We start from the raw sequence: 12840 nt of genomic DNA on the forward strand, positions 1-12840 counted from the left end.
GGTATCGAGGCGCTGCGCGTCCCGCCGCACTCGCTCGACGCCGAGCAGGCCGTCCTGGGCGGACTGATGCTCGCCCCCGATGCGCTGGACAAGGTGGCCGACCGCCTCAGCGAGCACGATTTTTATCGCAAGGATCATCGTCTGATCTGGCGTGCGATTACCGAGCTGGCCAACAAGGGTATGCCCTGCGACGCGGTGACCTTGGGCGACTGGTTCGAGGCCAATGGCCTGGCTGAGATGGTTGGCGGCTCGAGTTATCTGATCGAGCTGGCCAATGCGACGCCCAGCGCGGCCAATATCAGCGCTTATGCCGATATCGTGCGCGAAAAGTCGATCCTGCGTCAGCTAATCGATGCCGGCACCGAAATCACCGAAGACGGTTATCGCCCGGAAGGGCAGAGCGTGCAGGAGGTGATGGAGAAGGCCGAGCAGCGCGTCTTCAAAATTGCCGAGTCCGGCGCGCGCGGTAAGAAAGACACCGTGTCGATGCGCGAGGCGGTGAAAGACGCTTTCCGCCTGCTGTCCGAACGCTATGAGAATCGCGGTCAGCTCACCGGTATCTCCACCGGCTTCACCGATCTGGACGAGCTGACCTCGGGTTTGCAGCCCTCCGACCTGATCATCGTGGCGGCCCGTCCTTCGATGGGCAAGACCGCGTTCTCGGTCAATATTGCCGAGGCGGCCGCGCTGAAAGCGAAGAAGGCGGTGGTGATCTTCTCGATGGAAATGTCCGCCTCGCAGCTGGCTTTCCGTCTGATTTCCTCGATCGGCCGCATCCACCAGCAGCATCTGCGTAACGGCGATCTGGCCGAGGAAGACTGGCCTCGCGTCACCAATGCCATCGCGATCCTTTCCGAAGCGAAGATCTTTATCGACGACACCCCCGGCCTGTCGCCGGTGGAACTGCGCTCGCGTGCCCGCCGCATCCATCGCGAGAACGGCGGCCTGGGCCTGATCGTGATCGACTACCTGCAGCTGATGCAGGTGCCCGGAAATAAAGAGAATCGCGCCACCGAAATTTCAGAAATTTCGCGTTCACTTAAAGGCCTCGCCAAAGAGCTACAGGTGCCGGTGATCGCGCTCTCGCAGTTGAACCGCTCGCTGGAACAACGAGCCGACAAGCGGCCGATGATGTCGGACTTGCGCGAATCGGGCGCTATCGAGCAGGACGCGGACGTGATCATGTTTATCTACCGCGACGAGTACTACAACAAGGAATCGCCGGATAAGGGCTTGGCCGAAATCATCATCGGCAAGCAGCGTAACGGTCCCACGGATACGGTGAAGCTGGCCTTCCTCGGCCACTACACCAAGTTCGAAAACTATGCGCCGGATTCCTTCGTCGGCGCGTTCGAATAACGTTTTCTATTGACGGATCAATGAGCCGAACCACTGTCGCCACCATTCACCTCGCCGCGTTACGCCACAATCTCGCTCGCATCAAGGAGATGGCGGCTCCCGCAAAAGTGATGGCAGTGGTCAAGGCCGATGCGTATGGGCATGGCCTGGAGCGTGTAGCTCGCGCCTTGAATGGCGAAGCAGAAGCCTTTGCCGTGGCTGCACTGGGCGATGGCCTGCGCTTGCGCGCGGCCGGACACAAGCAGCGCATCGTCGTATTGTCCGGCCCGGACCAATCGGGCGATATCGCCGAAATGCAGCGCCTCGGACTCGAAGCCGCGATTCATCACGTCTCGCAGCTGGCTTGGCTGGCCGAAGCGACGCCCGCGCGTGGACGACTGCGCGTGTGGCTGAAAATCGACGCCGGTATGCATCGTCTCGGTTTCGCACCGGAGCATGTGGCCCAGGTGCATGCACAGCTAGCCGCCATGCCGGGCATCGATCCGGATATCGGCTTGCTTGCGCACTTTTCCGATTCGGAAGTGTTCGACAGCACGCGGACGCCGACGCAGATGGCGCGCTTTCATGAGGCCACCAAGGGCCTGAAGGGGCCGCGTTCCTTGTCCAATTCAGCCGCCGTGCTCGGTTGGCCGGAGGCGCGCGAGGATTGGGTGCGCACCGGTGGTTTGCTGTACGGCTTGTCGGTAGTCGATGGCAAGAACGCCGCGGATTTCGGTTTTCGGCCGGCCATGACCTTGAGTACGCGCCTGATCGCGGTCAACCAGATCAAACGCGGTGAGCGTATTGGTTACAACGGCACCTGGACCTGTCCCGAAGATATGGCCGTGGGCGTGGCTGCCGTGGGTTACGGCGACGGCTATCCACGTAGCGCGCAGGCGGGTACGCCGGTATTGATCGGCGGGCAGCGCGTTCCACTGATCGGACGCGTCTCGATGGACCTGATTACCCTGGACCTGCGCTCCGCGCCGCACGCGAAGGTAGGTGACCGGGTGGTGTTGTGGGGGCCGGAATTGCCGGTGGAGGAGATCGCCGCACAGGCCGGCACGATTTCCTATGACCTTACCTGCGGCATGACCCGACGCGTGTTGTTTGTCGAGGACGAGGGATAGCGCGTCTCGCCTCCTGCGATGCGCACCTACTAAGCTGTGCGTCTGTATCACCGAGTCGCTTCCTCATGGCAAAAGCTAAAACCGCGTACGTCTGCACCGATTGCGGCGCCGAGCATTCCAAATGGCAGGGCCAGTGCATCGAGTGCGGCGTGTGGAATACGTTGAGCGAAGTCGTGCTGCAGCCGGCGGTCAAATCGGTCGGCGCGGCACGGCGCACCGGTTATGCCGGCGCCGTGGAACCTCCCAAAGTCACGCCGCTGACCGAAGTCGCGCTGACCGCTGATGTGCGCACGTGCACCGGCATCGGTGAACTCGACCGGGTACTTGGCGGCGGCCTGGTCGACGGTTCGGTCGTGTTGATTGGTGGCGATCCCGGTATCGGCAAATCCACGTTGCTGTTGCAGATGCTCGGTACGCTGGGTGCGCAGCTGTCCAGCGTCTATGTCACCGGCGAAGAATCCCTGGCCCAGGTCGCCTCGCGTGCCCAGCGCCTGGATCTGCCGCTCGCGCCTTTGCATGCACTGGCCGAAACCTGCATCGAGCGCATCCTCGAACAAACCGCGGCCGCACGTCCGCGCGTGCTGGTCATCGACTCCATCCAGACCATCTGGACCGAATTGCTCACCGCCGCGCCGGGCTCGGTCAGCCAGGTGCGCGAATCGGCTGCCAAACTGACGCGTTTTGCCAAGGAAACCGGTACGTCGGTGTTTCTGGTCGGCCACGTGACCAAGGAGGGCGGCATCGCCGGCCCGCGCGTGCTCGAGCACATGGTCGATGCGGTGCTTTATTTCGAAGGCGAATCGGGTAGCCGTTTTCGCGTGCTACGCGCGTTCAAGAACCGCTTCGGCGCGGTCAACGAACTGGGTGTCTTCGCGATGAGCGAAAAGGGTCTGCGCGAGGTGCCCAATCCTTCGGCGATCTTCCTTTCCGCACATGGAGGCCCGACCTCCGGTAGCGCCGTGATGGTGACGCGCGAAGGCACGCGTCCATTGCTGGTCGAAGTGCAGGCCCTGGTCGATCAATCGTCACTCGGCAACCCGCGTCGTGTGACGCTCGGTCTGGAACAGAATCGCCTGGCGATGTTGTTGGCCGTGCTGCACCGCCATGGAGGTATTGCAGCGTACGACCAGGACGTCTTCGTCAATGTGGTTGGCGGTATTCGCGTGCAGGAGACGGCCGCGGATTTACCTGTGCTGCTGGCCGTATTGTCGAGCCTGCGCGATCGGCCGCTACCGGATAAGACCATTGCCTTCGGCGAAGTCGGCTTGTCCGGCGAGATTCGTCCGGTGCCCAATGGTGAGGAACGGCTGAAAGAAGCCGCGACTCATGGCTTCAAGCGAGCGATCGTGCCCAAGGCGAACGCGCCGAAGAAGGGCAAGGTCGGCGAGATGGAAGTGCTGGGTGTGGAGCGGTTGTCGCAGGCGATCGATGCTGCTCGCGGCGATTGATCTCGTGGGGCTGCAGGTGAAGCTCAAGCCCCGCGATGCAAAATAACTTCCAGCACGAACTTCGACCCAAAGAACGCCAGCAGCAACACACCCATGCCGATCAGCGTGAGATTCACCGCGCGACGCCCGCGCCAGCCGTGTCGCCAGCGACCGTAAAGCAGCACGCCGAATACCAGCCAGGCGATGATCGACAACACGGTCTTGTGGACCAAATGCTGACCGAACAGGTCGTCGACAAACAGAATGCCGGTGAGCAAGGTCAGGCTGAGCAAGACGAAGCCCGCACCGATCAACCGAAACAGCAAGGTCTCGGTCAGCGTCAGCGGCGGCAGCGCACGCAACCAGTTGCCGAACTGGCGATGGCGTAGCGCGCGCTCCTGTACCGCCAGCAGAATCGCCAGCACCGCGGCAATCGACAGTACGCTGAAGGCGAGCAGAGCCACCGTCACGTGCAGCTTGATCTGCCAGTCCATGGCCAGGGGCAGGCGCTCGCGCACCATGAAGCTGTCGACGGCCAGGAGCAGGGCGCTCAGCGGGAACACGATCACACCCAGTGCGGCCACCGGGCGCCACAGGTTCACCAGCAGGGTGATGATCGAGACCACGCAGGCCACCAGCGACAGCGCGGCAAAGAAATGCAGATCCAGCGAGCCGCGGTGAATGCCGAGCAGCAGACTGGCATGGATAAGCGCCGCGGGGCCGGCGACACCCAGGGCGGTGCGATTCAATGGCTTTCCGCCGTTCAGCAGCGGTCGCGCCAGCCCGGCAGCGGCCGCGAGGTACAGGACGATGGCAAGCAGGGCGAGGGCGGGAAGGACCATAGCGCGAAAGTGTCGCATAGGCCGCTGCCCAGCTGTAGGCGTGCCTTCTGTCGTTATTGTCGCGGGTTACGGCGTTCCCCGGCGAATCTGTCGGTTATAATTGCCCCCTTTCACCTTATTGCGTCCAAGCCATGTTCGAGTCGCTCAGCCAACGCCTTTCCGCCACCGTCGACCGCCTGCGCGGCCGCGGGCGGCTGACGGAAGAAAACATCCGCGAGAGCCTGCGTGAAGTGCGTATCGCGCTGCTCGAAGCCGACGTGGCGCTGCCGGTGGTGCAGGCCTTGATCGAGCGGGTAAAGGTGCGCGCGGTCGGTCAGGACGTGCTCAAGAGCCTGTCGCCCGGCCAGGCGCTGGTCAAGGTGGTCAGCGATGAGCTGACCGCGGTGATGGGTACGGTCAATGCCGAGCTCAACCTGGCTCAGCAGCCGCCGGCGGTGGTGTTGATGGCGGGCCTGCAGGGTGCCGGTAAGACGACCACGGTCGCCAAGTTGGCGCGCTTTCTCACCGAGCGCAAGAAAAAGAAAGTGATGGTGGTCAGCTGCGACGTCTATCGTCCGGCCGCCATCGAGCAGTTGCGTACGCTGGCCGAACAGGTCGGGGTGAAGTTCTTCCCGTCCGAGGCGGGCCAGAATCCGGTCGACATCGCCAAGGCCGCGATCGCTGCCGCCCGTCGCGAAGTGATCGACGTGCTGCTGGTCGATACCGCCGGTCGCCTGCATGTGGACGAGGCGATGATGGCCGAGATCAAGGCCTTGCATGCCGCGATCACGCCGATCGAAACCCTGTTCGTGGTCGACGCCATGACCGGCCAGGATGCGGCCAACACGGCCAAGGCTTTTGCCGAAGCGTTGCCGCTGACCGGCGTCGTGCTGACCAAGACCGACGGCGATGCCCGCGGCGGTGCGGCCTTGTCGGTGCGCTATGTCACCGGTCGCCCGATCAAGTTCCTCGGTGCCGGCGAAAAAACCGATGCGCTGGAGCCGTTCCACCCCGATCGTGTGGCTCAGCGCATCCTGGGCATGGGCGACGTGCTGTCGCTGGTCGAGGAAGTCGAGCGCAAGGTCGACCAGGAGAAGGCGCACAAGCTCGCCCAGAAGGTCATGAAGGGCAAGCGCTTCGACCTGAACGACATGAAGGATCAGCTCGAGCAGATGAACAATATGGGCGGTCTGGCCGGCTTGATGGACAAGCTGCCGGGCGTGGCCAATCTACCGGACAACGTCAAATCCAAGGTCAATAACAAAGAAATCGACCGCATGGTGGCGATCATCAGTTCGATGACCAAGAAGGAGCGCCGCCATCCGGACCTGCTCAACGGCTCGCGCCGCGCCCGTATCGCACGTGGCTCGGGCACCCAGCCGGCCGACGTCAACCGCCTGCTCAAGCAGTACATGCAGATGGAAAAAATGATGTCCAAGCTGTCCAAGGGCGGCTCGAAGGGCCTGATGCGCCAGATGCGCGGGGCCATGAAGGGTATGGGCGGCATGGGCGGTGGGATGCCTCCGATGCGTTAAAGCTGTCGCTTTCTTCCCCCTTGAGGGCATAAAGCGGGCGGTTTTAGCCTCCCCAGCCCGCTTGGGTGGGCGACTTTACGCTCCAACCCTTTACACAACTGATCCACATCATTAAAATGCCGCGTTTACCGCGCCCACACCTAGGGCGTGCTGCCGGCGCTTCCGGCAACTCTGGAGTTTTTACTATGGTTAAGATTCGTCTTTCGCGCGGCGGCGCCAAGGGCCGTCCGTTCTACCACGTCCTCGTGACCGATTCGCGCAGCGCGCGTGACGGCCGTAGCATCGAGAATGTCGGTTATTACAACCCGGTGGCCTCGGGCAAGGACAAGCGCCTTGAGCTGAACGTCGCTCGCGTGCAGGAGTGGGTTTCCAAGGGCGCTCAGTTGAGCGACAAGGTTGCCGCCCTGTTGAAGGAAGCCGGCAAGCAGCAGGCTGCCTGAGCATGACGGCAGCCGGTCGGCGCGTCCTGGTTGGACGTATCGTCGGGCTGTACGGGGTGCAGGGTTGGCTCAAGATCGAATCTTGGACCGAGCCGCGCATCCGGATCTTCGACTACCAGCCCTGGCTGCTCACTGCGGCGCCGGGTGTGGAGACGGAGGTCAAGGGAGTCAAGGGCCGTCCGCAGGGTAAAGGGTTAATCGCCTTCATGCCCGACGTGACGGACCGCGATCAAGCGGCAGCGCTGATCGGTAGCGATATCTATGTCGCTCGCGAGCAGTTGCCGCCTCCCGGCAAGGATGAGTATTACTGGGTCGATCTCGAAGGTCTTGAGGTCGTCACCACGGAAGGCGTGGCATTGGGACGGGTCACTCACCTGTTCGCGACCGGTGCCAACGATGTCGTGGTAGTGAGGGACGGCGAGCGCGAGCGGCTGGTTCCCTTTGTCCAGGGCTCTTATGTGCGTTCGGTGGACTTGTCCGGCGGGCGCATGGTGGTGGACTGGGACCCCGAGTTCTAAAGCTTCGATTGAGGGTCCGATGCGCTTCGATGTCGTTACGCTGTTCCCCGACTTCGTTCGCCAGTGCGCTGCCGTCGGTGTCGTAGGACGCGCGCAGCAGCGACAGCTGTTGCAGGTGGAAACCTGGAACCCGCGCGATTTCGCCACCGACAATTACCGTACCGTGGATGGCCGTACTTACGGCGGCGGTCCCGGCATGGTGATGTTGATCGAACCTTTGCGTGCAGCCCTCAAGGCCGTTCGCGAAGCCGCACCGGAGCCGGTGCACGTGATTTATCTCAGTCCGCAAGGAGCGCGGCTGACGCAGGGCAGAGTGGAGGCGCTGGCCAAAAAGCCGCGAATCGCTTTGCTTTGTGGGCGTTACGAAGGTGTGGACGAGCGTCTGCTGGCGCACGAGGTCGACGAAGAGCTTTCTATCGGCGATTATGTGCTGTCTGGCGGTGAGTTGGGAGCCGCGGTGATTATCGACGCGGTGGGCCGCTTGCAGGACGGCGCGTTGAACGACGCGCAATCGGCCGAGCAGGATTCGTTTTCGAACGGTTTGCTCGACTGTCCGCACTATGCGAAACCGGTGCAAGACGCATACGGGGACGTGCCGGAGGTGTTGTTATCCGGTGATCACGCGGCTATTCGCCGCTGGCGCCTGAAGCAATCGCTGGGACGGACCTGGTTGCGACGACCGGACTTATTGGCGCAATGCACGTTGGACAAACAGTCTCGCGCATTGCTGGATGAATTCCGCCGCGAACATGCTCTCAAGCAGACGCGGCAAAACGATGCGGCCGATCAGTGACCGCAGCTAATTGAAAAATCGACGGGTGTGCCATGAACAAGATCATTGAACAGTTCGAAGCCGAGCAGATCACCCGCCAGCTGCCGGATTTCGGCCCTGGCGACACCGTGGTGGTCAACGTGAAGGTCAAGGAAGGCAACCGCGAGCGCGTCCAGGCGTTCGAGGGTGTTGTCATCGCCAAGCGCAGCCGCGGTCTGCATTCGGCTTTCACCGTGCGCAAGATTTCCCATGGCACCGGCGTGGAGCGTGTGTTCCAGTCGCACAGCCAGGCCATCGACTCGGTCCAGGTCAAGCGTAAGGGTAAGGTTCGCGGCGCGAAGCTGTACTACCTGCGTGGTCTGGAAGGCAAGGCCGCCCGCATCAAGGAAGACATCGCCGCCGCTGCCGCCGCCAAGGCTGCGAAGTCGGCCGAGTAAGCGTCACCGCTTCCTCGTACTGTCTACGAAAACCCGCGGATCGCTCCGCGGGTTTTTTGTTGCCTGCTGCCGGGTTGAGCATGGCTACCTCTTACGGATGATGGCCGTCTATCCGTCGCCAGCCTGTCCTCCTGCTAGTATCAGCACTCATTCGCGGACAGACATCGAATGGCCAATGGACGGCAATCTGGCGGTGTCTAGCGGCTTTAATTTCGCGGTAGTAAAGGACCCGGAACGGTATGCCTGTCGATAGCCAAGACGTTGGCCTGGGCAATACGAATACACGCCATCGGCTGCTCCAGGCGGCCGAGACGTTGTTTATCGAGCATGGTTACGAAGCCATGCTGATACAGGAAGTGACACGTCGTGCGGAGGCCAATTCGGCCGCGGTGAACTATCACTTCGGCGGCAAGGAGCTGTTGATGCGCGAGGTGTTGGCCAGGCGTTTGAATCGCCTGAATACCGAGCGCCTGGAGCTGCTGTCGTGCTGCGAAGAACAAAGCGGTGGCCGGCTCGATGCCGCTGCGGTACTGAGCGTGTTGTTTGTGCCGGCGTTGCGCCTCAGCCGGCCGCCCGCGGGCAATCCGACCTTCATTCGTCTGTTGGGCCGCGTCTATAGCGACTCGTCGCCGTTTATCCGTAACTATCTTGAAGACCATTACCGCCCGATCTTCGAGCGGTTCTTCGAGGCGTTCTCGCGCGCCTTGCCGAACATGTCGCGCAGTGAATTGAGCATGCGTCTGCGCTTCAGCCTGCAGGGCCTGGCCGGTCTGCTCGCGGGGCAGCGCGTGGACGAGTTGATTGCCGCGCTCAGCATGGGTGAGTTGTTGGGCGAGGACGTGCTATTGGCGCGTCTGATTGCCCTGGTGCTGCCCATGCTGACTGATCCGCTGGGCACGCCCGAACAGGTGCGTGCCGTGCAACAGGTGGCGAGCATGGCGGACGTGGCGGCCAAGGCGGCCGATGCCACGATGCAGGCCGCGCAGGCCGACGGGGCGCGTGGACGCCCTGCGCCGCGTGATGAGCGCTGAATCCTCGCCTGTCTTTGTCGTCTTTTAACCCCGAACGCTAGCTTCAACACCCCGCCATCGTGTGGGAGCCGCGTTGAAGCCGGGTGCGTTGCAACAATTCCTGTCGTGGCAGTTATCGACGCCGCGTGCTTTCGAGCGCCCGTACGTTGCTCGCCGAAGCCTGTTTCAAACCCTTAAAACCGGCGATTTCCCGCGCTTTCGTCAATCGCGCTGCATAGCATCAAAACGAGCCAGATTGTGCCCGGATAAGGCTTGTGCGTTGCAGATTGACCCGCCCCGACCCCGGGTCCATCGTATAAACATCCGTTTCAATTATTGATTTGAAGAGACGGATTGAATGGGGTAGTTGAAGTCGGCAGTTGAAATAGGTGTTTGGCGGGCAATGCATGCCGGCCGAACAGGGATCTGTCTCACATCTCGCTTCAGGGGCTTCAAAAAGGGTGAATAGCCAGCACGCCAGCATCGGTCACGCCAGCACGCGCGAGCGCCTGTTGCAGGCTGCGGAATGGCTATTCATCGAGCGCGGCTACGAGGCCATGTCGCTGCGCCAGATCACCCGTCGCGCGGATGCCAACCTTGCCGCGGTCAACTACCACTTCGGCAGCAAGGAGCTGCTTGTGCACGAGATGCTGGCCAAGCGGCTGGACCGTCTCAATCGCGAGCGTCTGCAATTGCTGGCCTGCTGCGAACAGCAGGATGGGCAACCGCTTGAAGCCGCTGCCGTGCTGAGCGTGCTGTTCGTGCCCGCGCTGCGGCTCAGCCGCCCGCCGGCCGGCGATCCGGTATTCATGCGCCTGCTCGGGCGCGTGTACAGCGATCCGTCGCGTTTCATTCGCGACTACCTGCAACAGCATTATCGGCCGATCTACGAGCGTTTCTTCGAAGCGTTCTCGCGCGCGTTGCCGGAGTGGCCGCGCAACGAACTCAGCATGCGTCTGCGGTTTTGCCTGCAAAGCCTGTCCGGGCTGCTGGCTGGCGAAAACATGGATGAATTGATCGACGCGCTATGCGTCGGCGAGGTGATCGACGACGCCACGCTGCTGGCGCGTCTGAATGCGCTTATCGGTCCCATGCTCACCGCGCCGCTTGGCACGCCGGAGCAAGTCCGTGTCGTGCAGCGTGTCGTAGAGCAGGCCAATACGGCGGCGCAAGCCGTCGACGCGGCGGAGCAGGCGGTTGCCGCGCAGTTGATCGGTGGAAGCAAGAGATTGGTTCCCGGTAACGAGCCGTGGAGCGTCGAAACACAGGGGAAGTCGTTTTAGTCGGTGTAAACGTTCGGCACCGGGCGGTGCCGTTACGTCTTAACTTTTATTGCGAGGTATGGATATGAAAGCGCAATTCAAAGCATTGGCAATGGCATGTGTGATGGCTGCGGGCACGATCGTCGCAGCACCGGCATTCGCGCTGCATGCGTTGCCGGTCAGCTCGACCGTTATCGCCACTGGCCCGACCAGTCTCTCGATCCTTGGCGTGCCGGTTCCCTGCACGTCGACCTTTACGCTCACGACCGATTCCACGGGCACCATCATCCATGTGACCCAGGCGGTATTTACCGGCAGCACCACTTGCTCGTCTGTCCATGCAGTTTTCCCGGCGGCACCGAACAATTTCTGGAACGTGACACTCAATTCGACCACGAGCGCAACCATTAACTCGGTGCAGGTCTCCACGCCGTTCGGCACCTGCTCGGGCAATGTCGGCGCAACGATCAGCGGTAGCACCATCAACCTGAGCGGCAGCCTGGGTGTTTGCGGTGTCAGCGGATCGCTGACCACCACCCCAGCGTTCTCCATCGTCAACCCCTGATGGTAAGCGGCCGCTTGCGGCCGTGAACGACTGGATGCAGTCGGGCGTGCGGCTAGCCTTTCGTTAGTCGCACGCCGTTTCAACGATTCTTGTCAATTCCTGTGACCCGCACATGTGAGAGCGTCGACATGAAGAAAAGCAAAGCTGTTGCCCCGTCCCATGCCAAGGCCCTGATCTGCACCGCGCTGGCGGCCGGGCTGTTAATGGCTTTCGGTATGCCGCGCCAGGCCCATGCCGCCGCGTTCCAGTTGCCGACCACCAATGCCGCGGGCTATGGCCGCGCTTTTGCCGGCGGTTCGTTATGGCAGAACGATCCTTCTGCCGCCTACAACAATCCTGCCGCGATGGCGTGGTTGACCGGACCGGTGATGCAGGGTTCGTGGATCGGCATCGATATCAGTGCGCAGTACCACGGGAGCACCACGGACGCTTACGGCCGTGATATCCCCGGCAATACACCCAATGCAGGACATCGCGTCATTAACGACGGTTCGGCCTTCTATGCGATGCCGGTGTCCGACCGCTTTTCTCTGGGCTTTGGCATCGAAGTGCCTTATGGCCTGCTGACCAAGTACGACTCCCAGTGGCGCGGCGCGCAGTGGGGCACCATGACCTCGCTCAAGTCGTTTGGCGTGAGCTTCGCTGGCAGCTACAAGGTGACCGATAACTTTGCGCTTGGCTTTGGCGTGATTGCGCAGCGTACGCGCGCGCAGCTCAACAATGGGATCGACGTCGGCAGCGCAGCTGGCCTTGCCTTGCAGAGTCCGCTGCCGAGCCTTCAGGAAAACGTCGCGCAGATCAATGTGCGCGTGCATAACTGGTCGCAGGGTTACTTTCTGGGCGCGGAATTCAAGCCAAGCGACAACGACTCGCTGGGTATCAGCTATCACTCGCGCGTCGGCAATCGCCTGAAGGGCCAATACCGGATGTATTACCCGAACGATGGAAAGACCGTCGATCAGGGCGGTTTTCCGGTCACCGTCGACGTCAAATCGTTGATCTCGTTCATTCCCATCCTCAATCAGCTCAACGCGGCCAATCCGCAGCTGCAATTGCCCGAACTCGACCCCGTTGGCGGCCCCGCTTCGGCGACACTGGATCTGCCGGGATTCGTCAATATCGATTACCTGCACAAGTTCAGTGACCGCTTCACCCTGGGTGCGTCTGCGGTATGGACGAACTGGTCCAAGTTCCAGGACCTGATTCTCGTCTCCGACGGCACGCAGCTGGTGACCTTGCCGCAGAACTACAAGAACGCGTGGACCCTGAGCGTGGGCGGCGACTTCCAGCTCAACGAACAGTGGGTGCTGCGCGGCGGCTTTGCATGGGATCAGACGCCGACCACCGACACCACCCGCGATCCGCGTGTGCCTGATAACGATCGCAAGATCGTCAGCATCGGCGTGGGTTACAAGCCGACCGAGCATCTGACGTTCGACGCGGCTTACTCGCATCAGTTCCTGAGCGATCCGCGCATCAACAACACGGCGCCGCTGGCGCTGGGCGGCGGCAACATGAACGGCTCCTTCTCCGATGCGGGCAATGTGGCGTCGTTGACGGCGACGTATCAGTTCTGACGACACGT

The 12840-nt window shown here is 61.9% G+C and carries 12 protein-coding genes and 1 pseudogene; 12 read left to right on the top strand and 1 reads right to left on the bottom strand.

All coding sequences use genetic code 11. The annotated features are described in order from the left end of the window. Positions 1-3 precede the first annotated feature (3 nt). From QMG46_RS10595 to radA, 3 genes and pseudogenes are all read left to right on the top strand, one after another. Positions 4-1359: pseudogene (locus QMG46_RS10595) on the top strand (replicative DNA helicase); the annotation flags it as partial. Between the two features lie 20 nt (positions 1360-1379). After that, positions 1380-2468, top strand: coding sequence for an alanine racemase (gene alr, locus QMG46_RS10600; RefSeq protein WP_281852476.1), 1089 nt, complete (start codon positions 1380-1382; stop codon positions 2466-2468). A 65-nt stretch (positions 2469-2533) separates the two neighbouring features. Further along, the gene (gene radA, locus QMG46_RS10605) at positions 2534-3916 is read left to right on the top strand and encodes a DNA repair protein RadA (RefSeq protein ID WP_281852477.1); all 1383 of its coding nucleotides are present in this window, start codon (positions 2534-2536) and stop codon (positions 3914-3916) included. Between the two features lie 23 nt (positions 3917-3939). On the opposite strand, the gene ccsA is transcribed toward radA, so the two are convergent. Then, positions 3940-4737, bottom strand: coding sequence for a cytochrome C assembly family protein (gene ccsA, locus QMG46_RS10610; RefSeq protein WP_281852478.1), 798 nt, complete (start codon positions 4735-4737; stop codon positions 3940-3942). Positions 4738-4868: 131 nt separating this feature from the next. Between ccsA and ffh the strand changes: the two genes are divergently transcribed. The 9 genes from ffh (at position 4869) to QMG46_RS10655 (ending at position 12832) form a co-directional block, all read left to right on the top strand. Then, positions 4869-6251 carry a signal recognition particle protein gene (gene ffh, locus QMG46_RS10615; RefSeq protein WP_281852479.1) on the top strand — a complete coding sequence of 461 codons (1383 nt, stop codon included), beginning with the start codon at positions 4869-4871 and terminating at the stop codon, positions 6249-6251. 185 nt (positions 6252-6436) lie between these two features. Continuing rightward, on the top strand, positions 6437-6691 hold the full coding sequence (gene rpsP / locus QMG46_RS10620) for a 30S ribosomal protein S16 (protein WP_281852480.1): 255 nt from the start codon (positions 6437-6439) through the stop codon (positions 6689-6691). A 2-nt stretch (positions 6692-6693) separates the two neighbouring features. Next, positions 6694-7209 (top strand): ribosome maturation factor RimM, encoded by a 516-nt coding sequence (gene rimM / locus QMG46_RS10625; RefSeq protein ID WP_281852481.1) that lies wholly within the window; start codon positions 6694-6696, stop codon positions 7207-7209. 19 nt (positions 7210-7228) lie between these two features. After that, positions 7229-8002 (top strand): tRNA (guanosine(37)-N1)-methyltransferase TrmD, encoded by a 774-nt coding sequence (trmD, locus tag QMG46_RS10630; RefSeq protein ID WP_281852482.1) that lies wholly within the window; start codon positions 7229-7231, stop codon positions 8000-8002. A gap of 32 nt (positions 8003-8034) precedes the next feature. Continuing rightward, entirely contained in the window at positions 8035-8418 is a 384-nt protein-coding gene (rplS, locus tag QMG46_RS10635) for a 50S ribosomal protein L19 (protein ID WP_281852483.1), read from the top strand. Positions 8419-8657: 239 nt separating this feature from the next. Next, positions 8658-9449 carry a TetR/AcrR family transcriptional regulator gene (locus QMG46_RS10640; RefSeq protein ID WP_281852484.1) on the top strand — a complete coding sequence of 264 codons (792 nt, stop codon included), beginning with the start codon at positions 8658-8660 and terminating at the stop codon, positions 9447-9449. A 440-nt stretch (positions 9450-9889) separates the two neighbouring features. Further along, positions 9890-10711 carry a TetR/AcrR family transcriptional regulator gene (locus QMG46_RS10645; RefSeq protein ID WP_281852485.1) on the top strand — a complete coding sequence of 274 codons (822 nt, stop codon included), beginning with the start codon at positions 9890-9892 and terminating at the stop codon, positions 10709-10711. Between the two features lie 64 nt (positions 10712-10775). Next, entirely contained in the window at positions 10776-11255 is a 480-nt protein-coding gene (locus tag QMG46_RS10650) for a PraA/PraB family alkane oxidation protein activator (RefSeq protein WP_281852486.1), read from the top strand. 128 nt (positions 11256-11383) lie between these two features. Next, positions 11384-12832, top strand: a complete 1449-nt coding sequence (locus QMG46_RS10655) for an outer membrane protein transport protein (protein ID WP_281852487.1) — start codon at positions 11384-11386, stop codon at positions 12830-12832. Positions 12833-12840 lie beyond the last annotated feature (8 nt).

Source organism: Dyella sp. GSA-30 (assembly GCF_027924605.1).
GTDB lineage: Bacteria > Pseudomonadota > Gammaproteobacteria > Xanthomonadales > Rhodanobacteraceae > GSA-30.